This window comes from Mucilaginibacter sp. BGA-UO-ETr-C110 (assembly GCF_059567985.1).
The window spans coordinates 2,049,006-2,070,932 of the sequence record NZ_JCAQPB010000002.1; the positions used below are offsets into that span (position 1 = coordinate 2,049,006).

Annotated in this window: 19 protein-coding genes; 8 read left to right on the top strand and 11 right to left on the bottom strand. The window is 43.0% G+C overall.

Translation table 11 applies throughout. From position 1 onward, the window contains the following. The first annotated feature begins 192 nt into the window (after positions 1-192). The 6 genes from AC57BQ_RS09605 to AC57BQ_RS09630 all read left to right on the top strand — a co-directional run bounded on the left by AC57BQ_RS09605 (position 193) and on the right by AC57BQ_RS09630 (position 7,561). Positions 193-582 (top strand): plasmid mobilization protein, encoded by a 390-nt coding sequence (locus AC57BQ_RS09605; protein WP_496406061.1) that lies wholly within the window; start codon positions 193-195, stop codon positions 580-582. After that, positions 570-1,868, top strand: a complete 1,299-nt coding sequence (locus tag AC57BQ_RS09610) for a relaxase/mobilization nuclease domain-containing protein (RefSeq protein WP_496406062.1) — start codon at positions 570-572, stop codon at positions 1,866-1,868. The genes AC57BQ_RS09605 and AC57BQ_RS09610 overlap by 13 nt, the downstream gene beginning before the upstream one ends. A 185-nt stretch (positions 1,869-2,053) precedes the next feature. Further along, entirely contained in the window at positions 2,054-4,033 is a 1,980-nt protein-coding gene (gene mobC, locus AC57BQ_RS09615) for a conjugal transfer protein MobC (RefSeq protein WP_496409466.1), read from the top strand. A gap of 75 nt (positions 4,034-4,108) precedes the next feature. Further along, positions 4,109-5,503, top strand: a complete 1,395-nt coding sequence (locus AC57BQ_RS09620; RefSeq protein WP_496406063.1) for an ATP-dependent nuclease — start codon at positions 4,109-4,111, stop codon at positions 5,501-5,503. Then, complete coding sequence (locus AC57BQ_RS09625; protein WP_496406064.1) at positions 5,478-5,858, top strand: hypothetical protein; 381 nt, start codon at positions 5,478-5,480, stop codon at positions 5,856-5,858. Before AC57BQ_RS09620 ends, AC57BQ_RS09625 begins: the two co-directional genes overlap by 26 nt. After that, the gene (locus AC57BQ_RS09630; RefSeq protein WP_496406065.1) at positions 5,858-7,561 is read left to right on the top strand and encodes a UvrD-helicase domain-containing protein; all 1,704 of its coding nucleotides are present in this window, start codon (positions 5,858-5,860) and stop codon (positions 7,559-7,561) included. The genes AC57BQ_RS09625 and AC57BQ_RS09630 overlap by 1 nt, the downstream gene beginning before the upstream one ends. Here the strand turns inward: AC57BQ_RS09630 and AC57BQ_RS09635 are convergent. Further along, a complete protein-coding gene (locus tag AC57BQ_RS09635) occupies positions 7,497-8,048 on the bottom strand; it encodes an EamA family transporter (RefSeq protein ID WP_496406066.1) in 552 nt (183 codons plus the stop codon). The genes AC57BQ_RS09630 and AC57BQ_RS09635 overlap by 65 nt on opposite strands. Positions 8,049-8,420: 372 nt before the next feature. Here AC57BQ_RS09635 and AC57BQ_RS09640 point away from each other — a divergent pair, with 372 nt between their 5' ends. Then, on the top strand, positions 8,421-10,148 hold the full coding sequence (locus AC57BQ_RS09640) for a hypothetical protein (RefSeq protein ID WP_496406067.1): 1,728 nt from the start codon (positions 8,421-8,423) through the stop codon (positions 10,146-10,148). Between the two features lie 203 nt (positions 10,149-10,351). Here AC57BQ_RS09640 and AC57BQ_RS09645 read toward each other — a convergent pair whose 3' ends face one another. Beyond that, a complete protein-coding gene (locus tag AC57BQ_RS09645; protein ID WP_496406068.1) occupies positions 10,352-10,558 on the bottom strand; it encodes a two-component regulator propeller domain-containing protein in 207 nt (68 codons plus the stop codon). 404 nt (positions 10,559-10,962) lie between these two features. Then, positions 10,963-11,742: a polysaccharide deacetylase family protein gene (locus tag AC57BQ_RS09650; protein ID WP_496406069.1), complete on the bottom strand. Its 780-nt coding sequence runs from the start codon at positions 11,740-11,742 to the stop codon at positions 10,963-10,965. A 417-nt stretch (positions 11,743-12,159) separates the two neighbouring features. On the opposite strand from AC57BQ_RS09650, the gene AC57BQ_RS09655 reads away from it, so the two are divergent. After that, positions 12,160-12,267, top strand: coding sequence for a hypothetical protein (locus tag AC57BQ_RS09655; protein ID WP_496409467.1), 108 nt, complete (start codon positions 12,160-12,162; stop codon positions 12,265-12,267). A 184-nt stretch (positions 12,268-12,451) separates the two neighbouring features. Here AC57BQ_RS09655 and AC57BQ_RS09660 read toward each other — a convergent pair whose 3' ends face one another. From AC57BQ_RS09660 to AC57BQ_RS09695, 8 genes are all read right to left on the bottom strand, one after another. Next, the gene (locus tag AC57BQ_RS09660; RefSeq protein WP_496406070.1) at positions 12,452-13,645 is read right to left on the bottom strand and encodes a winged helix-turn-helix domain-containing protein; all 1,194 of its coding nucleotides are present in this window, start codon (positions 13,643-13,645) and stop codon (positions 12,452-12,454) included. 307 nt (positions 13,646-13,952) lie between these two features. Then, positions 13,953-14,471, bottom strand: coding sequence for a group II truncated hemoglobin (locus tag AC57BQ_RS09665; RefSeq protein ID WP_496406071.1), 519 nt, complete (start codon positions 14,469-14,471; stop codon positions 13,953-13,955). Positions 14,472-14,527: 56 nt separating this feature from the next. Continuing rightward, the gene (locus AC57BQ_RS09670; RefSeq protein WP_496406072.1) at positions 14,528-15,172 is read right to left on the bottom strand and encodes an HAD family hydrolase; all 645 of its coding nucleotides are present in this window, start codon (positions 15,170-15,172) and stop codon (positions 14,528-14,530) included. 349 nt (positions 15,173-15,521) lie between these two features. Then, complete coding sequence (locus tag AC57BQ_RS09675) at positions 15,522-15,899, bottom strand: GH12 family glycosyl hydrolase domain-containing protein (protein WP_496409468.1); 378 nt, start codon at positions 15,897-15,899, stop codon at positions 15,522-15,524. 92 nt (positions 15,900-15,991) lie between these two features. Then, complete coding sequence (locus AC57BQ_RS09680; RefSeq protein ID WP_496406073.1) at positions 15,992-17,479, bottom strand: cellulase family glycosylhydrolase; 1,488 nt, start codon at positions 17,477-17,479, stop codon at positions 15,992-15,994. 201 nt (positions 17,480-17,680) lie between these two features. Further along, the gene (locus AC57BQ_RS09685; RefSeq protein WP_496406074.1) at positions 17,681-19,840 is read right to left on the bottom strand and encodes a glycoside hydrolase family 3 C-terminal domain-containing protein; all 2,160 of its coding nucleotides are present in this window, start codon (positions 19,838-19,840) and stop codon (positions 17,681-17,683) included. Positions 19,841-19,856: 16 nt separating this feature from the next. After that, positions 19,857-20,213, bottom strand: coding sequence for a hypothetical protein (locus tag AC57BQ_RS09690; protein WP_496406075.1), 357 nt, complete (start codon positions 20,211-20,213; stop codon positions 19,857-19,859). A 59-nt stretch (positions 20,214-20,272) separates the two neighbouring features. Then, positions 20,273-21,910 (bottom strand): alpha-L-arabinofuranosidase family protein, encoded by a 1,638-nt coding sequence (locus tag AC57BQ_RS09695; protein WP_496406076.1) that lies wholly within the window; start codon positions 21,908-21,910, stop codon positions 20,273-20,275. Between the last annotated feature and the right edge of the window lie 17 nt (positions 21,911-21,927).

A 21,927-nucleotide genomic window follows, 5' to 3' on the forward strand; every position in this document is an offset into this window, starting at 1 on the left:
CTTTTGCAACTAAATAGCTGGAGGGAGATTGCCCGTTTTGCAATTGGCAAGATGTACAATTGTTTAACAACAATTGAAATCTTGCCGCCCCCCTCCGAAGTCGGGGGCGGTTAGGAATCTGGTTTTGGATGTATGCTGCTTAGTGTGAGCTGTTGATTTTTGTGATTTTGGATTTTGTGCGGAGGATGGATAATGGGTGAGAAAGATACAGGCAGGAAGCGGATTATCGGTTTGCGCCTAACGGCTGATGAATACGGTGAATTGGAAAAGAACTGGAAGCGGTCGACAGTACGCAAGCTGAGCGAGTATGTCCGGCGGTTGTTATTCGGGAAGTCTTTTACCGTGTTTACCCGTGATCAATCCAAAGATGAACTGCTGGAAGAAATGGCTTTGCTTCGGCGTGAATTGAATGCTATCGGGGTGAACTTTAACCAGGCCGTGCACCGCTTAAATATGCTTGATCATTCACCGCAGATGCAGGAGTGGCTGCGCCGTTTTGAACGCGATAAGGAACGCTTTTTTGCAGCAGTTGAAAGCATCCAGAGCCGTTTAAAATTATTGTCTTCAGCATGGTTGCAGTGATCCACCAATCGACCAGTCTGCGCAATGTTTTAAACTACAATGAGCAGAAGGTAAAGGCAGGTTTAGCCGTCTGTTTAGAGGCGGGGTTTTACCCCGTGGATGCCGCTGATTTAAACTTTCACCAGAAGCAGCGGCGGCTGGAAATGCTGACGGAATTGAACCAGCGGACGAAGTATAACAGTGTCCATATTTCGCTCAATTTCGACCCGTCAGAAAAGCTGCCGGATGATTTATTAAAAGTTATTGCGGAGGAGTATCTGGATAAGCTTGGTTTCGCGGGTCAGCCTTATTTATTGTACCGGCATGAGGATGCGGGGCACCCGCATTTACACATCGTAACAACGAATATCCAACAGGATGGCAAAGCCATACACCTGCATAATTTAGGGAAGCGTAAATCGGAACCGGCGCGGAAAGAAATCGAAATTAAATATGGTTTAATTAAGGCCGAAGAAAGCAAGTTGCAGCGGGCTTATAAGCTGAAACCGGTCAATGCGGCACGCGTGCTTTATGGAAAATCAGAGACCAAACGCGCCATCGGTAATGTATTGCAAACAGTCCTGCCTTTATACAAATATGCTTCATTGGCGGAATTAAATGCAGTGTTACGGCAATACAATATCCTAGCAGACCGTGGCGAAGAAAACTCGCGTATTTTCCGGCACAGCGGTTTGGTTTACCGGGTGCTGGACGAAAAGGGTAACAAGGTCGGGGTGCCGATTAAGGCGAGCTTGTTTTTTAAAGATACGACACTGAAGTTTTTAGAGGGGAAGTTTGAAGCGAACAAGCTGGCAAAGGACGACCCAAAAGCAAAGCTTCGCTTAAAAAATGCGATAGACCTGTATTTGTTCGGGCGTGATAAAATCTTTGAAGGTTTGGTTGCCGCTTTGAAAAAGCAAGGAATCGATACGGTGCTTCGAAGAAATGAAGAGGGCTTGATTTATGGTGTCACCTACGTAGACCACTGGAGTAAATGTGTTTTTAACGGCAGTAATTTAGGCAAAGCTTACAGCGCCAACGCAATCCGGGAACGCTGCCTGAATACGGGGGCAGGTGAGGGGAAAAAACAAAACGGCGAATCGGAAAAAATGGGTCAGGCCGGCTACGCAAACGGGGTTAAAGGGCGTGATTTTTCGCATGATTTTGCAGGTACTGAAACCGGGAATGTGAGTGGATTAGGCTTGGCGGAGGTGCTGCTGGATGCGGGTAACGGCCAGCAGTCGATGGACTGGGAGTTGAAGCGAAAACGAAAGAAGAAAAAACGGTTGCGGATCTCGCCGGGCTAAGTTTTCTAATAATTTATGGAAGGTTTTTGTTGCCCATTTTCTCCGCGCGGAGAGGGTGGTTAGCTATTGCTGTGCCTGAATTTTGGGGTTTGGTCTGGTTGGATGATATATGATTGCAGGTGATGAATGATGTGAGGATGATTAGAAAACTCCTTGCCGAATGGCGGGATTGGGGGGATGGATTTATGCAGACGGGAGAAAACGATCAGGCGATGCGCAAGATCCTCGATATGACGAGGCTGATCAGTATAGCAGTATTGCTGCTACATTTATATGAAACATGTTACAGGGCGTTCGTCCATTGGCATTGGGTTTCGGCGTTGACCGACCGCCTGCTGGCCAACATTGTCCGGACAGGGTTATTCAGCCCCTTTCTGAAACCAAAGCTGATCGTGCTGGCTTTTATGGCCGTTGCGCTGATCGGGGTGCAAGGCAAAAAGGATGAAAAGCAGACCTCAAAATCGGCTTTTCTATACTTAATTGTGGGCCTCTTTTTTTTCCTCGTCAGCTACTTCTTTCTGTTGCTGCCGGTGAAAATGGAATGGGTGGCGCTCCTGTATATGGGCGTGACCGCTTTGGGCTACCTGCTGATGATGAGCGGCGGTACCATGCTTTCCCGCATCATCCGGGATAAGCTTACCGGCGACATCTTTAACCGCGACCAGGAGACTTTCCCACAGGAGGAACGCCTGCTGGAAAACGAGTTCTCCGTGAACCTTCCGGTAAAGTATATCCTGAAAGGTAAGGTGCGCCATGGCTGGATCAACTTTATCAATTTGTTCCGCGCACTGCTGGTGTTGGGCAGCCCGGGATCTGGAAAATCGTACTTCATTATCCGGCATGTGATCACCCAGCATATCCGCAAGGGTTTTGCCATGTTCGTTTACGATTTCAAGATGCCGGATCTGGCCGTCATCGCTTATAATACCTGGCTGAAGTATAAGCACCTCTACAAGGTCAGCCCGAAATTCTTCTCTATCAACTTTGATGATCTTTCGCGCAGTAACCGTTGTAACCCGCTTGACCCCTCGGCCATGCTTGACCTGACCGATGCTGTGGAATCGGCGCGCACGATCCTGCTGGGTTTGAACCGCGAGTGGATCAAAAAACAGGGTGACTTTTTCGTGGAATCCCCGATCAACTTCCTGACCGCGATCATCTGGTACCTGCGAAAATATAACGACGGTGAATTCTGTACGCTGCCGCATGTCATCGAGCTGATGCAGGCGGATTATGACAGCCTGTTCACCCTGCTGAGCACACAAAAAGAAATTGATGTGCTGATCAACCCCTTCATCAGCGCCTACAAGCGTGACGCCGTTGAACAGCTGGAGGGACAGATCGCCTCAGCCAAGATCACCATGGCGCGTATCGCTTCGCCCCAATTGTACTACGTTTTATCGGGTAATGAGTTCACGCTGGACATCAATAACCCAAAGGAACCGAAGATCGTCTGCATGGGCAATAATCCGCAGAAAATACAGATCTACGGCGCGGTATTATCGCTGTTCACTAACCGATTGTTGAAGATTATCAATCAAAAAGACAAGGTGAAATGTAGTTTGATTTTTGACGAATTTCCTACCCTGACGACGGATATCATACCCACAATTTCAACCGGCAGATCCAATTTAATTTCTACTTGCCTGGGCATTCAGGATGCCAGCCAGCTGCGCAAGGATTACGGCCGCGAGCAGGCAGATGTGATCATGAATATTACGGGTAACATGGCGGTCGGGCAGGTGTCCGGCGATACAGCCAAGTCCGTATCGGAAAAGATCGGCCGGATTATGCAGGACAGGGAAAGCCTTTCCATCAACCGCAGTGATACTTCCATCAGCCGCTCGAAGCAGCTGGAAGCTGCCGTTCCGCCCTCACGTATTTCCGCTTTAAGTTCGGGCGAATTCGTCGGTATGGTAGCTGATAACCCGGACTGTAAGATCGAATTAAAAGCTTTTCATTGTGAGATCGTGAATAATCATGCGGCGCTGAAAAAAGAGATTGATGCTTATGTGCATTTACCCGAGGTGAGGAAGATCAATGGTGCTATTGTTGAGCGGAATTATTTGCAGATCAAACAGGATATCCGGGATATTATTGAGCTGGAAATGGAGCGGTTGCTGAGTGACCCTGCGCTGGCGCATCTTGTTATTAGAAAAACTTGAATAATTGGAGTTTTTTAATCATTTATTTAATGATCTCGCAACCAACCATTTATACATAGTGATAAAAAGCTACATTTGATTGATAAACCAATCACACTCATGCAGATAAGGAAACTTACTATTGAAAACTTCCGCGGTATTAAAAATGCAGAAATATTATTTGACGGACATACCGTTTTAATTGGCGATAATAACGCCGGTAAATCAACGATCCTCGAAGCGATCGATTTAGTATTAGGTCCAGATCGATTAAACCGGCTTCCCATCATCGACGAACACGACTTTTACAATGGCATATACATTGATGAATTTAACGACCCTGTTGTCATCGAAGTCGAGCTAATCGTTGGTGATCTTTCAGATGAGCAACGTAGGAAATTTAGTAACAACTTGGAATTCTGGCATAAGAAAAATCAGACATTGATCGAGGAGCCGCCCGTTGAACAAATTAATAATAAAAAGGTCGAAGAAATTATCCGGGTCGGCTTTAACGGCTCATACGATAAAGAGGATGATGACTTTACAGGAGAGACTTTTTTTTGCTCACCTGTTGATGTAAAATCAAAGTTTGGGAAGTTTGATAAAAGAGACTGTGGATTTCTTTATTTGCGGGCATTACGCACCGGCTCACGTGCATTAAGCCTGGAAAGAGGGTCACTACTTGATATCATCCTCCGCATCCAGAAACTTAGGCCGCAGATGTGGGAAAACATACTTAACCAACTCAGAAAAACAGAAGTAAAGTCAGGAGAAGACGATGAGGTGAACACGATATTGTCCAACGTTCAAAAGGCGCTTAAAGAATTCGTACCTACCGACTGGGGGTCAGAGCCGCATCTGAAAGTGTCCAACCTGACACGAGAGCATCTGCGAAAAACATTGGTGGTATTTATGTCAACAGGTTCAGATGGGCATTTTGTTCCTTTCAATCATCAGGGAACAGGGACAATTAATACGATGGTATTAGCATTATTGTCTATGATCGCCGAATTAAAGCAGAGTGTGATTTTTGCTATGGAAGAACCTGAGATCGCCATACCGCCATACACGCAAAAGCGGATTATTAATAGCATCCGTGGTAAATCTGCACAAGCGATTTTCACCTCGCACTCGCCTTTCGTACTGGAGGAATTTGAGCCGAAACACATTACTTTGATTGACCGGGATCAGGGAGAAATGACAGGAACCCCGATAGAGTTTCCATCATCCATTAAACCGAAAGCGTATAGCAAAGAGTTTAGGATGCGATTTGCAGAGGCATTACTTGCTAAACGCATCTTGATAACTGAGGGTAGTACAGAAGCATCAGCTTATTCAGCGGCGGCGCGACACCTTTCTACGTTAGATCCGGACACCTACCAGTCGCTTGAAGCGATGGGGGTGGCCATTTTTAATGCGGAATCCGAAAACAACATCCCGATTTTTGGAGAGTTCTTCCGTAGCCTTGGCAAAGAAACCTTTGCAGTATAATGACAAACAAAGCAAGGCTGCCAACCGTACGGCAATTGAGGAAAACGTTGACAATTGTTTTGAATCTAAACATAAAGGCTTTGAAGGCTTGATTATAGCAGAAACTGATCGTGAAGTTCTCCTGGATTATGTTCAAGATCTCTATGACAACGGCGATTGGCCAACGCATATCGAGGTGGAGGAAGACGTACGCGAAATGGACGATGATGATTTTGACGATGCACTTTTGAATTACCTGACGTGGCAAAAGGCTTCTGGCAGCTGCTCAGAAATCATATCCCTTTGCGATATTGACGAGGTACCCAAAACCTTGAAAGAACAGATAGCAGAAATTACAGAGCTTATTGAATCATAATGGAACTTTGTGATAAAAGGAAAGCGCTACTTAAAGCTGATGGCCCTATGCTCGTCATGGGTGGCCCCGGCGCGGGCAAAACCACGATATCTTTGTTGAAAGCAAATTGGCTGATTGAAAACGCTAAATTGTTGCCTGGGCAAAAAGTACTTTTTCTTTCGTTCGCAAGATCGACAATCACCAATATTCAGAAAACTACCAAGGCCCTTATACCTGACAAAAACCGCAAACTTATTGAGATTAATACTTATCACGGATTCATCTGGCGTTTGCTGCAAAACTACTCTTATCTGATCAACGGCCAGCGACGGATTTCGCTACTGACACCGCATATTGCCGGGGCGCACCTCGCGGAATTAGATGGGCCTGAAATGCGTGGCCAAAAACTCGAAGAATTATATGCGGACAGTGGATTGCTGTCTTTTGACCTGTTTGCCAAGTATGCTGCGGAATTGTTCAATAGATCGGATCGAATACTACGGATTATAACAGATACCTACCCTGTTATCATAGTCGATGAATTTCAGGATACCGATAGCAATGAGTGGGAATTTATTAAAGCACTCGGCAAGCGCAGCATAATAATTGCACTAGCCGATCCGGAACAAAGGATTTATGATTTTCGTGGCGCTAGCGTTAAACGAATAGCAGAATACATTGAGCAATTTACGCCAACTGTTTTTGATTTTGAACAGGAAAATAACCGTAGTAGCGGAAAAGATATTACCACTTTCGGAAATGATTTGCTGTTGGGTAAGAATAAAGGCAAAGTTTACAAGGACGTTGTAGTTAATAAATACGCATTCAACCGTGACGAGCCTAACAAAATGTTAAAACTAAATATTTTTACTGCTATCAAACGGTTGAAATCTGGAGTAGGTAACGACTGGTCTATAGTAGTGTTGGTGCGGTCAAAACGGATGATGTTTTCGGTATCTGGATACTTGTCGAGCCAAACCAGTCTACCCCCAATATTTCATGAAGTTGCTATCGATCCGAATGGGCCTTCGTTGGCGGGGGTTATAATTGCAGGCTTACTCGAACCGGTGCAGTTCAATCAACTGCCCATTACTGCAAATGATGTGATTAATCATATCCGGGGGCGTTCCGGCGAAAAAGTAGCGGCAGCTTCTATCCAGTTTGTCAATGCCATTAGCAATTACCTAAAGACCGGAAAGGTCACTGGTAGTAAAAGGGTACTGTTTTTAAAAGAATTGGCTCAAATAATCGAACAACGAAAAGCTTTGAAATTTAGTGGCGTTCCCGAAGCGGATTGGTTGGCGGTACGAAAACTCTTTCAAGATTGTGAAAGTGAATTTCTTAAACATATTTATGATGACGCAAAATACTTACGTTTGTTGAACAAAGGAGCATTACTCAGCGAAAGACTTTCGGAAAAATGGCGCACGTCGCAGAGTTATGATGGAGCAAAGTCAACCATCGAAGATGCGTTATTGCAGGAACATTTTATAGCAGCGCAAACATCATATAAAGGTGTTCATATCATGACGCTGCACAAGTCAAAGGGCAAAGAGTTTGATGAAGTCTTAATTTGGGAGGACTATCATAATCCGTTGGTGCATCCGGATTCTACAGCGAAGCAGTTAGACGAATCGCGTTATCTATTAAGAGTCGGTGCTACCAGGGCAAGGGAGAAAACCACTTTTTTAACGGTTGCTTCCCAACCATGTATACTGCTTTAACCATTATAACCACCGGATGTGCATGAACAGATGATGATTCAGCAGGCGCGAAATGTGCGAACAACGCGATTCCTGTAAATCCCAAAAGCAGGCCAGTGATGATCCATTTGCTGGAAAAGTAAGCCCGCCAGCGCTGGCGGTCGAGCAGTACGAAGAACAAAGGCTCGGTTGCCACCACCACTGCAGCAAAGCCAGAGTTGATATATTGCTCCCCAACCACCACGAGACCCGAACCGCCGCTTAGCATTAAAATGCCGCTGATGATCAATACTTTCAGGTCACCCTTTTCCGGCCATGCCAGCTTCTTAAATCCTATCCAGCCAACGAGGATCAAACCTGCAGTCAGGTATCTTAAAGCCGAAATAGTAAAAGGCTTAAATCCCTTTAAAGCATATGCAATGGCCAGGTAGGTGGTGCCCCAGATAAAGTATACCGCTGTAAAGGCAAGTAGCAGCAACAACATAGAAGGCTTTTTAGAACTTTTCATTTTCATCGTTACCGTTAAAACTAATTTTGATGGCATTAATATATAAAACATCGACATCTTTTATAGAAGTTGACGCCGAATTAGAATAGTATTTTAGAACTTACAACCTATGCTTGTGTTCGATAACATAACTATACGCGATGAAGTTTTAAGCGTATCAATATCACTGCAACACTTGATTCGGGATAGTGCAGGATGCTGTACATGAATTTAATTAATAATATAGCTTTAATTATAAAATCCGTTATTTAGTCTTCGGGAACAGCGTGTAAATGTATTAAGCATCTAAAATGTCACGTCTTGTGAGTTAAGCCAAATAGTGACGAAATAGATGGCGATAAATAACTTTAAAAAACTGCAATCACATACAGAATGATAAAGATAAATGATGTCAATTTTGCAAAAATTGGATTACTAGCCTCTCAGATCTTTTTAAGCATAATTTGTGTAGTTCATTTGTTGGTTACGGTCACCTACCTTTTACATGGCGCACTCTCCGCATATTTGTTTCCGGTGTCAGTCCTGACTGCGATTGGTTTGAACTTTTTGTTCGCCAACCGACTTAAAATAGAAAAAAGATTATTAGGGATCGCAACATTGCTCTGCCTTCTGTTATTTACAGGTGCGCTAATGATAGCTGGATTTTATTTTGATCTTTCTTGGGACGGTCAGTGGTATCAGCAGGCCGCTGTTTACAATCTTGCTGATACCTGGAACCCGTTATTCAAACCATTGGAGACGCCTGATGCAATGAACAATTCGTCTGTTTTACATTTCCCTAAAAATACATGGTATTTCGCTGCTGCTGTCATGCGTTCATTTGGAACAGTAGAGATGGGCAAAGCTTATAATGTAATAGCGCTTTTTGCAGCATTTGGAGTTGTTTATTCTTTTTGCCGTAATTTTAGTATACCGGTATGGCGATCTGTATTTTTTACTATCTTGGTTTTACTGAATCCGGTTGTTTGGAGCGAATTGACCAGTTATCTTAACGACGGCGATCTGTATTTATTCCTGGTGATCTACCTGAGCGCGGTGATTTCCTGGCTGCATGACCCGAAATCTATCTATGCCTTAGTTGCTGTGATGGCGGTCTGTTGCCTGTTAAATATCAAGTTTACCGGACTCGTCTTTTTTTTGATTTCGTCTTTTTTTGTCTTTATCTATATCCTTATTCGAAAACGACATTTGGTTAAGCCGTTCCTGCTATCTCATTTAATATCCGGTTTAACGGCAGTATGCATATTTGGTTTCAACCCCTACATTACCAACATGATTAACCGGGGTCATCCTCTATACCCATTGATGGGTTCGAAACAGTTCCCCGGTGTATTTGATAAAGGAGGCGATGATAATGAAGCTTATGAGACGCCGTTAAACATGAAAGGTAAAAGCCTTCCCATAAGGTTAATCTATGCCAACTTCGGCAATCCAGGCAATGCGCCATATAATGACGAGGATAGTGCCCGGTTAATCAATCCGCTTAGATCGAGCCTTAAATCGTGGAGTGCCTATCAATTTCATGAAACAAGAGTAAGTGGGTTTGGACCTTATTTTGGTGTACTCCTGGTATTAATAGCTATTACTCTTCCTGTACTTTTAATTGGGCTGAAAGGGTTTCGATTGGCTGTTTTAGTTTTTTTCGTCGGTCTTTGCAGTTGTCTGTCGCTCAGTAAGCATTTTTGGTGGCCTCGTTTCTTCCCAATGCTTTGGCTGGCACCTTTACTGCCATTATTTTTGTTGTGGACAAGTCATGCTGGCCGTCTAATAAACAATGGCAATTGGCAAGGCATAATCATAAAGAGCTATACCTGGTTATTAGCGGCATTAATTGCGATCAATGGCCTCATTGTTGCCGTTGTTCATATGCAATGGGAAACAACCTCGTCTATTATGTTAAGAAGCGAACTGCAACATATCCGTGACATGAAGCGGCCAATTGAAGTGGATTACGGTTGGTTTAAACGCTCTATGGAAGAGAAATTGAATCACTGGAATATTAGATATATTCCAGCTTCACTGGGTGCAGACAAGGGCGCCAGCAAATTGACAAGCGTTGTAAAAGGTTACCCCAACCAAGTCTTGTACAGATTGAAATAAGTCATCAGAAATAAAACTTAGGTTAGCGTTCAGGTCGGCAAACACCTATTTGGTTAACTGATATCGGGCCGAGAAATCCACACCCTCGCGTTTGGTTTTACCACCCGGTGCAATGTCACCATCATCAGTATAAATAAACTCCTGCTGTAGATACAGGTACCATAAGGCCGCATTGATATATAAATGCGGTATTGGTTTCTAGTTTAACCCCAAATCAGCTCCATACGCGGCGGGCAATGTTTGCAATCCGTTATTTCATAGCGATTGAGGCCGTCAGTTGTACCAAACCAGATAAAGCCGTTATTGTCCTGGAAGATGGTTTCCGTGCTGCTTTGCGATAATCCCTGCTCACTATTTATACGCTTAAACTTAGTTACTGAAGTTTGCGCAATAGCCGTTGCCTGTAACAAAAGCTATAATAAAAACAGCCTCAATGTCCGGGTAAACACGATTTTAAGTTTAATTCAATAGTCTGACCATCGATCTGACGATCTATATTAAGTTTAAATTTAGGATTAATTACTTTGCATAAAGATGAAATAATTATAAAAACAAATAGAAATACGGAACATCCACAACTTAACACGTACCATAATTTCATTTTGCTGATTTACTTTCAATCCACTATCGCTCCAAGCTAATCATGATATTACTCCTAACTGGTTAAGTTAAATGTATCAACTCTAAAATGATTAACCTTGTTGATGGCGTCTGGTCATGCTTTGATGTAAAATGGGAATTGCTACCATTCTTCTGCAGGTGGGTATTCAAACATCAATGCGTTAGCCTCTGTTTTCAAAAGGCGCGGTTGGTCTTAATTATTTTTAGCTCCCATTGAGCTATCCATAGCTTGCTGAAACGTCATAACCTCTACTTCATCCCGGTGTTGCTGTAAATAATTGAGTAGTTGTTGGTGCGCCAATGCTGGTGTAGTTAAATAGTCACCGCCTACACCATGAAACATGAAAATTCCCAAGCCACCTTTTTGCTGTGCCTTTTTAACAAAAGCAATGAGGTCGTCGCCGGTAATCGAATCTGCTGGTATTCCCCATGATGGCACCTGTAATGGGTCAAGGTTTTTAAAATCAGTTATCACAGCATCTGGGCCTCCACCTATCCGTGCATATTTTACCAATCCCGATTTTCGTAACGAATCCACATAATTTACACCACCTACCGCAATTTCGGTACAAGGGTAAGCATAGGTATGAATCATTACCCCGTCAACCGCGTAAAGCAGGTTGTTCATCTCGGCAATTTCGCGCAGCATGGTATATACTGAATAATTAGCCGAATTATTAGCCGGGTTGCCTTTTACGGACGACATAAGACAAGGATGATAAAGCGTATGGTTGGCCAGTTCATGTCCATTTTTGCTTACTGTCCGCCACCTCGGTATGGTTATCTGATTGATATTGCCCATTAAAAAGAAAGTGCCTTTAAGGTGTGCTGCATCCAACTGAGGGATAGCTATATCCAACTGGGAGGCCAGGGCATCATCATAGGTAAGTACAATAATAGCTTTTTTACTTTTACTCTGCTGCCCATAAGCGGTAAAGTTTAACATTAAAAAAAGCAGAACAAGTTTTTTCATACACAGCTTATTAATATAACCCAAACCTAGCATTTCAAATAGTTTTACACAATATTTTTTGCAGACCTATCTGGTCCATATCAGATCAATCCACGTTAACATTCAAACACCATCGCTTTTTCTCAAACAATTCGAGGCTGCTGCGGTTACCACAACATAAATAAGTTTTTTTCTTACCATTTGTTAAGTGGTGCACTGAAAGTGGACATTCCGAGGCCATTGATCACTACGTTCCGGAATTGCGATCCGTTAGTCCTGCAACACTTTGAACATATCAATTCATTGATTAATAATTGCCATTTTTTAAATTGATAACACAATTCGGTGCGCCAAATAGCACGGAATCCCCTGGTCACACCTTAAGGAATATCCAAAGAATGTGATATTCCAGATAACGCAGCCAAAGTATGGTTATCTATACTCGAAAGTAGTTATATTATATTTTTCCTGCAGCCCTATCATCAAACCTTCAATAGGCGTATGATCAAAAACCCTAAATTATATTTTATGATACCGGACTATTGAATCATTTGTTAGGAATAAGAACTGCTGAAGAACTGGAGGAGAACAGATTGAAGGGCACATATTTGAATATGATACTCGCTGAATATCCAAAAAAAATCATCACTTATACCTGAAGTATTTCTGCTATAAAGAAATTCCGTAGGACGCACAGCCGGGTGGGGCCGTCTAAATCATCATCGCGCTGTTAGCAGAAGCCTTTGTTGATAGCATGCAGGTAGGCTTCATGATTCGATCGCTTAAAGATGATATCCCGGCACTGGTTGAATTGCACAAAAGTTTTCAGCACTTCTATCAGTTTTTCGATGATGATTTCGTTAAGTTCAACCAGTTCGAAATGCAGGTTATGGACAATCAATAGTTTTTGTTTACGATCTGCTTTGGCATCCATGCGAGCAACAAAGATATCACCTATCAATATTGGCAAAGAAAAGTATCCATACTTTCGCTTGGCTGCTGGTACAAAACATTCGATCTGATAGTCGAAATTAAAGAAATCTCTTAACCGATGCCGAAAGACATTCAGGATATCGAAGGGTGAAAGGATGAAAGCCTCGCCCGACAGCTCAATTTCTGTTTTTTGTTCAGGTAACATGTAAAGGACAGCACTTTTCAGTCCTTCCACAATAACCGTTTTTATTTCACCAGCTTCAACCATCTTTTGCAATTCTTTTTTGACCAAATTACCCTTTACATAACGGGCGCGCCAGGCTATTTCTTTCGAATAAGCGATTCCCAGCGCACCTAAGGTGCGCTGGATCACATAGCGCGCGAACTCCTCTGGAGTAGGCATCGTTTGGTTTATATCCACGGGAACGAGGTTGAAAGGTAGATCATAGATTTTATGAAATGTTTTAGTGCGGCTGATCATCAGTTGTCCGCTCAGGTACAGCTGTTCGAGCGCTACTTTAGCAGGGCGCCAATCCCACCAGCCTGAACTTGCCTCCAAGCGGTCATTCTCAAAATCCCCGACCATCAGCGGGCCTTCGCGCTCCACACGGTTCAGTACCTGTTTCATCAAGTCGAGCTCCGGCTTGGTCGGCAGTTTCCGCTGCCTTGCAAAAGCCTCCTTGATGGGCAACGAAAAACGAAAGTCGTGCATGGGTAGATAGCCAGCATCAGAGGTGAAGTATTCAAAAATGCGCCCCTCTTCGGTTAATTCCGCCAGCCATTCAGGCTCGTAGTCAGGCACGCGTGTAGCCATGACGTGGTGATGGGCCCGCTCTACCACATAATTGGTATCCAACTGCACAAAACCAAGATGGTCGATCAACCGGTAAACAGCCTCTACGCCCGTCCCAAACTGCGCCTGCCTGGCCAGACCGGCCGCCTCCAGAATGATATGCCGGGCCTGAGATTTGGAAAGAGCTATTGGTTCCATCAAGCCCAAATAAATAAATATTTTTTCATTAGTGTGCAGCCACAATTTATTGTTAACATGTTATTCATGCATGGTGTACTTGCAATATTTTGCTAGTGGTATGTCAACCACAAGTTAATGTATAGTCTTAAGTTGGGTTGACTCAATTGACAAAAAGATGGGTGTATATGGTTTACACCTTTCATGATTAAAATGCATTTAAATTATTGATAATCAATTAATTGAATTTTATTTTCAAAAAAAAGTGTAAACCATGTTTTTTGTATAAATATTATTGGCTAAACGTCAATTCACAAATGATACGACACTATTCTTTATTGGGTTTATGCTCAAATAATGAACCAACGATTTCATAAGGTCCTTTAACTTCCCCCCAGCCCCAGGCCGGGATATGATGATTTTGATTAACAGGATTGTCGGCTAGTTGTGAATTGATCACAGCAACCCTGCTACCCCATTCAATATGCCCAACAAAAGTTGACCGAAATTCCGGATCGTCCGGCATTCCGATTTCGTCAGCACTCGCCAGTAAAAGATCCGCCCATCGTTTGCGTTGCTGCTCCGTTAAATGCTTTCCGATATGCTTACCTACCATGTGACTCAAGGCGTCCTCTCCATATTGCGCACTATACAACTTCGGCCCTTTCAATACTTCAACTAAAAAATGTGCCACATGCCGGGAATGCTCAGGTGACATATGTCTGAAGACCGGTTCCAAAAGATCGTCTTTCAAAACCTTTCCATAAAATACATCAGTAAGTTTTTCAAAAACATCTACACCTCCTGCCCATGCGGAAGGACTGGGGATTTCCTTTTTATTTTTCATTTGTACTGATTTTATTTTAGCTTAATTTACCTTTATTTTCACACTTTTTAATTCTGCTATACAGAAAGATTCAGAGAAAATAGTTCGGAAAAGTTCCCTATGTGATGTTGTGCAATATGTGCCTTGGTTATTCCACTTCTTAGGATTTGGACGGTGGTCATTTTTAACTCATTACCAGCAGCTATTTCATTATCCGCGCTGTCACCAACTATCATAACTTCATCACTTTTGAGCATATATTTATACTGTATATATTGAAAAATCCGAAGCTTGCCTTTAAATCCAGATTCATCATCGTCATGAATAAAAATTTCATTAAAATCATTCGCTATCCGCAGGTTATTGATCTTAGACATCTGGAAATTAGAATCACCTGATGTTACCAAAAACCGCATTCCTTCCATTTCTTTTAAATAACCATAGTCATCATAAGTAGTCAGCTGATCATTTATTTCAATAGCGGACAATGCAGAGAGAGCTGCATTGATCATCAATTTAGAAAAGTTGTATTTCCTTGCGACTTCCCTTATTGAAAGTCTATAACAATCAGTTAGCGCATTTGTCAGTTGTTCATCAGATAATTTATGATCATTTGCATCTTTAATGGCCTGCAAAACAGGACTAACTATTTCCATTTTTATTAAATGAGTTGGAAAAATTGTATTATCCAGATCATAAATTATTGCTTTAAACTTACTCATAGAACGATGAAATAAAATATCAGAGAAACAAAATGAACATTATTTTTTTGTCAATCAATAAAACCTAATAAATAGACTGATCAAAACGTACATTAATGTAAATCTCATACCTTACAATTGCATAAGGAAACATAAACCTCCATATATTTCCCTCTATATCTTTTTATCTGACTCGGTTAAATAAGGTAGGTAAAAAATATTCTTAGAGCCATAAGTCGATACCGTTAGGGATTCTATGGATAGCCCAGGCCGAAGGCAACGGCCGAATAAACAATTGCGCATACGATAAGTGTATTGGTTCTATTTTATCCTGTTCAACGATCTGCAGATCCATATAATTGTTTATTTACTAACTAATTCGAAAGATTAAATAAACTTCAATGCAAAAACCTCCAGAAATCAATCCAGAAGCTTTTAGAAGACTGCGTTTAGGTATAGTATATTGAGCTGAAATACTAAAGCTTGCACAGCCAAAGTCTTTCCCGAAGCCGTCTGTATTTGTTATTTCCCATCCGAACTGTATATACTGAAGAAAGAGGTTACTATACCATCCTTTACTTTGTATCCAAAATAAAATAGCTTTGATATCAATAGTACCCGAACTGGTAGTGCTTGTCCGTACGAAGGAAAACACACGACTATTGTTGCTTCCCGGCCCTTTGTACACATTCCAGGTATGGCCGCCATTAGCACAAACAAGAGGAAATACCTCCAGTCTCTTTAAAATGTCCTATCAAAAAAAGCTCTTGCCCGGTGGCGAGCAAGAGCTTTGATTTCATCAACAGTTATGGCCTTTGCGGCCGTTTATATTAACAATAGTTAATTAAGCTGAGTTAGCGTAAATTGTTGGTTAGCAGAAGTTAAACTACAGCCGTACTGTACAACAGGTGTACCATCGGCAGTCGACGCACCCTGAACATCAAGGCATTTGCCGCTGAGTGCCGATTTGATATTATAGTTACTTCCGTTAGCCACGATCTGCCATTTTTGATTGGTGCCGCCGCCGTATACCCATTGAATAATGGACGCGTTGTCAGCGGTAGAAGCACCACTAACATCAAATCCCTTGCTCGAAGCACTAACCGGTGAAATACGGTAATATCCGCTACCCACATCAGTAATGATGAATTGTTGATTAGTTCCGCCGGAGTATGTCCATTGTTGTACAAGGGCACCATCCGCAGTGGAAGCAGCGGTAATATCAAGCGATTTGCCGCTGTGAACCGGTGTGATGCGATATGTTTTACCGGAAACAATACTACCGCTAGTGCTGGAGCCGGCATATCCAATTAATTTATTACGTATATAGTTACCAGTTTCGCTTAACTGCGATGTGGTCCAGCCGCCACTTGTCGACGCACCGGGTAATAACATGGAACACAGTTCCCCTGCTTTGTCGGTTACCGACCAGTTGACCCAGCTTATCCTGTTGCTTTCCAAAAAGCTTAACCAGGCCTCCCATTCCGTATAATTGATAGAGCCGCTACCCGATGCCTCGGTGCCGCTGCTTTCTGTTACGAATATCGGGATATTCTTGCCGATGGCATAGGAGCAATCGTCCCTTAGCCATTGGCCGTGGCTGGCCGCGTAATAATGTACCGAGTACATGATGTTTGAATAGCCGGTTATTGGTGAATCGGCGACATCACGTATATCCTGATCCCAGCTGGGGCATCCTACAATAATAATATTGTCGGGATCATATTGCCGTATGGCAGCAATAACAGCCTGCGCGTAAGATTTTACCTGCGGCCATGTTACGGTGTTGTCGGGCTCATTAATGATTTCGTACAATACATGTGGATTACTGCCAAACTGCTGCGCCATCGATGTGAAGAATGTTACAGCCTGGCTTTGCAACAAGGGTGAGGCATGCCAGTCAATGATAACGTAAGTGCCCTTGGCAATGGCTGCGTTCACAACTGTTGTGAGCAGTGTTAGCTGGGTAGGATCATTAAGGTATCCTGGGGTCACATCCACACTCATGGATGCCCTGACCACATCTATCTTAAAATCATCGGTAAGCCAGTTTACTATATTGGCGTTCCAAAATTGCGGCCACCAGCCGCTCCAGCCCTCACTGAGTCCGCGCAAGCTAATGGTCGCGTTGCCTTGGCTTTTCAGATACCGGCCCGATACGGAGAGTTGTCCGTACTTTGCCACAGCCGATCCAGCCGGGGCAGCCATTGTGCTTAGTTTTGTTGATGCGTTGTTTTCATTTGACTGGATCATGTTTGCCGATTTTTTACAGGCAAAAATGAGCATGCAGAAGAAAACTGCAGTTAATAATAATGTGATTTTTTTCATAATTAGTTTGTTTTTAATGGTTAATTGGTTGATGAAATTATATTAAAGCAGCCAGGCGGCTGATGGTTGGTGCATAGCAGAATTGTTGATGCAGGAGGGTGTTTTTTTCATAAATGTTTTATATAGGTAAGGGATGACAGAATTGATTTTTGGCTACAAAATCAGCTTAAACAAAGTCATTTAACCTGATTTTGATTTGACTTATTCAATAATGTGAATAGTCGCCGTCTGCTTGATATCTTTGGATGAGGAGGCGACCAGGATCTTATATTCACCAGGTTCTACCACCCATTTATGTAATTGATCATCAAAATAAGCAAGGGCATTTACGTTGATATTCAATGAAACCACCGCCGTATTTGTTGGCTTAATCATGATCTTTTTAAATGCCTTGAGCTCTTTTTCAGGTCTTGACACTTTGGAGTTTATTTTGCTGATGTAGAATTGGGCAACTTCCTTTCCCGGAAGATGGCCCGTATTTTTTATTTTAACTGATAAGGTTATCGTTTCACCCGGTTTATAATTCTTTTTACCGGTAACGAGATTGGCATAAGCAAAGTCGGTGTATGATAATCCATACCCAAAACTATAAAGCGGGTCGATCTTTTTGGTATCATACCAGCGGTAACCTACCAATATCCCTTCCTTGTAATGGGCAGTCGTATCTGCACCCGGATAGGTATCCAGCGCAAATGCCGGCGAGTTATGCAGGGAAACCGGGAAGGTAAAAGGTAATTTACCCGAGGGGTTAATGATGCCTTTTAATACGTCAGCCAGTGCAGCCCCGGCTTCTGATCCATTAAACCATGACCAAACGATGGTATGGTTTGACTTTTTTATTTTATTTAAGTCGTATGGGGCTCCGGCCATGAGTACAAGGATCGTTTTGGCATTAGCAGCAGTCACAGCATCTATCAACGTTTGTTCTCCGAATGGCAGTTCCAGGGTTTTACGATCATGGCCTTCGCTTTCATATTCCCGGTTTGAGCCAATACACAAAATAGCGACATCGCTTGTTTTCGCAAGGGCCACCGCCTCATTGATTAAAGCCTGATCGGGTTTATCGTAACCGGCGTTCTGGGCATCAGTCCTGCTGGCCAGAAAGTTCGCCTTATAGCCTTGCACGAATTTAATGTCAGCAGTTTTACCGAATCGTGATTTGATGCCTTCCAATGCGGTAAGCTCCTGTTTAGCCTTCACCCCTGCCCCAAAACCTCCGGAAGCAAAAGTGCGCATGGCATTATCCCCGATTACGGCAATACTTTTAATTTTGTTGGTTTGCAAGGGCAGTACATGAGCGTCATTTTTTAACAGAACAATAGACTCCGACGCGATGTCATACGCAGCTTGGTTATGTGCAGTTGTACCGATAGATCCTTTGGGGTGATTTGTACTCAGGGAGGTATGGTACATCAGCCATAAAATCCGCCTCACTTTATCATTAATCGTCCCCTCCGAAACTTTACCCGCTTTAACCGCAGCAAGCAGCGGTTTGGCAAAATACCATTGATCATATGGACCGGCAGATCCCATTTCAATGTCAAGCCCATGATTTGCCGCGGCAACGGTATGATGAACACCAGCCCAGTCTGATATAACTACTCCTTTAAAACCCCACTCTTTTTTTAATACCTTGTTAAGTAAGAAATCATTTTCGGAACACCAGTAACCGTTTACCTTATTATAAGCCGACATGACGGTATAGGCGTTGCCCTGCTCCACAGCTGCCTTAAATGCCGGCAAATAAATTTCCCGCAGAGCCCTTTCGTCGATTACCGCGTTTACATTATCCCGGTTAACTTCCTGATTATTTGCAGCAAAATGCTTGATACATGCCGCCACGTTCTGGCTTTGGATCCCCTTTACCGCCTGGACAGCCAACTGGCCATTTAAATACGGATCTTCGGAATAATACTCATAAGTACGGCCACATAGCGGCATTCTGCAAATATTAAACGCAGGTGCAAGCATGACATTTTTTTTCCGGGCATTAGCCTCTTCGCCAATGACCACACCATATTTATGAGCCATTGCCGGGTTCCAGGTAGCCGCTATAGCCGAGCCACTGGGTAAAAATGTGGCAGAATCCGTTGTCCAGTTGGCCGAATTCCAATCAAAGCGTTTTATTTCTTCGCGAACCCCCAATGGGCCATCATCACATGTCAGTTCCGGAATCCCTAAACGCTTTACCCCTCCGGAGGAAAATAAGGCATTGCCATGCAGCATCTCAATTTTCTCTTCCAGCGTCATTTTCCTGATGATGCCATTGATCTTTGCATTAAGGGATGCGTTACCTTTGTTTTGTGCCGAAACTCCGTTGAACAGAAAAAGTGCAATAAGACAGTTTATTATATATTTCATAAATGTTGATTTAATTTTACATGTGACTTATATGGCATCCGTTATCCGCAGCTGTAATTTCAAACGTTTGTTCTTTTAACCCGGGCGACGCTGCTTTTAAAATTATCTTCCCGGGCTGCCCGGTTGACTGAACAATAACCTGGGCATACCCATTAAATAGTTTTCGTTTATGGGGGGATGGAGGATAAACTAACTCGATCAAACCCGGATCGGTATTAACACCGACCCAGATATTCGCTTTACGCAATGGCGTAGCTACTATGGCTATGATATTTTTTCCTGGGTGCAGCAACCCGGCTTTCAGTTTAAATTCATACTTTTCCTTATGCTCCTCAATCTGGTGCGCTATTTCTTTGCCATTAAGATTGCCCATACATCATTGTTTTTAATGTTAAGAGCAACAGGACACACAAAACTCTTTTTATTGCTGGCTTATTTTTCATTGTCGATTAAGATGTATTGAACAGCATATGCCGGTGAATGAATGCTTATGCCACTTTTGATTGCTGCCGAAAATGGTTTTATGGATTCAATATCAGGAGGTCCACCGGCGGCATATCTTCCCCCTTTGCTGTTTACAAAGACTTTTTGGGAAAATTCGCCGTTATCATCCCCACCGGTAAGCGTATATAAGTAGAACTGTTTGCCGGACCTGTAGCCCTCTAACTTTATATTGATGACCTGGCTATCTATCCCTTTATTTACTACAACCAACCCCACCTGCCCGGAACTAAATTTTGAAGCATAGACTAAAACGTCCTTGCTCCCGGTAACGCGGGCATCTATCACATAGTCACCAAAAAACTTTTGGAAATAATACATATAATAATACGCTGGCCGGGGATTCCATAGCGGTATGCCAGGCTCATCGCCCTTACTAAACATACCATGATCATTGCCCTCACTATAGCCGTTCGCCAGATCCCACCTGCTGGCCATTCCATAATTATTCTTAGCCAGTTCCCCAAGCACGATCGCTGCATGTATACCATTGATATAGGAACAGGCCTGCTTGGACCCCGACGCGAAAATATTCCATTCCGTTAAGGCAACCGGTTTTAGATCCACATGGCAATCAATGGCCAACTGATGCATGTAAGCCATTATTTTAGTGGTTTCGGTCGTTGCCGTATTTAGTATCACCGGGGCAGATGAATTTTGGTTATAAGGTGTGTAATAGCTGTGTACAATAAAGAAGTCAGCGGCATTACGGGCCATTTTAAAAAAGCCCATATTCCAGTTTTTCTCTATCTCCCCCTCCCATGATTTTTCCTTCGGGGTTTCGATAATAACAGCGCCGATATATATGGTTGCGCCTATCTGCTTAGCAGCGGCTTTCATGGAATCAACAAACACCTTAAAGTGTGCCCCATATAATTGCCCCGTGATATACCGGGGCTGGTGATCTTTATTTTTAGTAGTATCAATCTGGAAACCGGCCTGCCAGGTGCCATAATTTTCATTCCCCACCTCCCAGAATTGGGTTCTCCCCTGATCATGTCGCACCCATTCCGCAGCTAAATGGGCCGCCTTCTGAACCGGGTTGGGGTCTGTACTATAACGGGCATAACCGTAATTCACGCAAATGATACCAGTGCTATTGGTCTGCGTTAAAGTGGCATAATAATTATTCAGCGACAAGGTGTTTACCTTTTCATCCCTGCCATACCAAAACTGCTCTCGTTTTTTCTCCCGGTTATCTCCGTATAGAATAGTATCGGGTACATCGGACGGTTTCTCACCGGGAGCGGCATTCCAGAAAAACACGTTGCTCAGGTTGCCTCCCGGGTACCGTAATACCTGCGGTTTCAGCGTTTTGATACCATTCAAAAGAGCAGGCTGACCAATAATGTTGGTCATATAAGGATTCGTATTGTTCCCATAAATATACTTTGATACCTTACCCCTCTCTTTGCCCACATCAACGCTGATCACTATGCTTGCGGCAGCCGTTGGCTGATTGTATTTGATATAATCCTTAGGAATATCAGCTATTTTGGTTTGACCATTATAAAGAAAAAAGCCTTGTGTATCTTGTGCATAAGACTGATTTACAATGAATAATATCATTATATTAAATAATTTTA

Bases quoted from the DNA above. Each gene is read 5' to 3' on its own strand.
- AC57BQ_RS09605 (WP_496406061.1), top strand. From the start codon at position 193: ATGGGTGAGAAAGATACAGGCAGGAAGCGGATTATCGGTTTGCGCCTA.
- AC57BQ_RS09610 (WP_496406062.1), top strand. From the start codon at position 570: ATGGTTGCAGTGATCCACCAATCGACCAGTCTGCGCAATGTTTTAAAC.
- mobC (WP_496409466.1), top strand. From the start codon at position 2,054: ATGCAGACGGGAGAAAACGATCAGGCGATGCGCAAGATCCTCGATATG.
- AC57BQ_RS09630 (WP_496406065.1), top strand. From the start codon at position 5,858: ATGGAACTTTGTGATAAAAGGAAAGCGCTACTTAAAGCTGATGGCCCT.
- AC57BQ_RS09635 (WP_496406066.1), bottom strand. From the start codon at position 8,048: ATGAAAAGTTCTAAAAAGCCTTCTATGTTGTTGCTGCTACTTGCCTTT.
- AC57BQ_RS09640 (WP_496406067.1), top strand. From the start codon at position 8,421: ATGATAAAGATAAATGATGTCAATTTTGCAAAAATTGGATTACTAGCC.
- AC57BQ_RS09650 (WP_496406069.1), bottom strand. From the start codon at position 11,742: ATGAAAAAACTTGTTCTGCTTTTTTTAATGTTAAACTTTACCGCTTAT.
- AC57BQ_RS09660 (WP_496406070.1), bottom strand. From the start codon at position 13,645: ATGGAACCAATAGCTCTTTCCAAATCTCAGGCCCGGCATATCATTCTG.
- AC57BQ_RS09665 (WP_496406071.1), bottom strand. From the start codon at position 14,471: ATGAAAAATAAAAAGGAAATCCCCAGTCCTTCCGCATGGGCAGGAGGT.
- AC57BQ_RS09670 (WP_496406072.1), bottom strand. From the start codon at position 15,172: ATGAGTAAGTTTAAAGCAATAATTTATGATCTGGATAATACAATTTTT.
- AC57BQ_RS09680 (WP_496406073.1), bottom strand. From the start codon at position 17,479: ATGAAAAAAATCACATTATTATTAACTGCAGTTTTCTTCTGCATGCTC.
- AC57BQ_RS09685 (WP_496406074.1), bottom strand. From the start codon at position 19,840: ATGAAATATATAATAAACTGTCTTATTGCACTTTTTCTGTTCAACGGA.
- AC57BQ_RS09690 (WP_496406075.1), bottom strand. From the start codon at position 20,213: ATGGGCAATCTTAATGGCAAAGAAATAGCGCACCAGATTGAGGAGCAT.
- AC57BQ_RS09695 (WP_496406076.1), bottom strand. From the start codon at position 21,910: ATGATATTATTCATTGTAAATCAGTCTTATGCACAAGATACACAAGGC.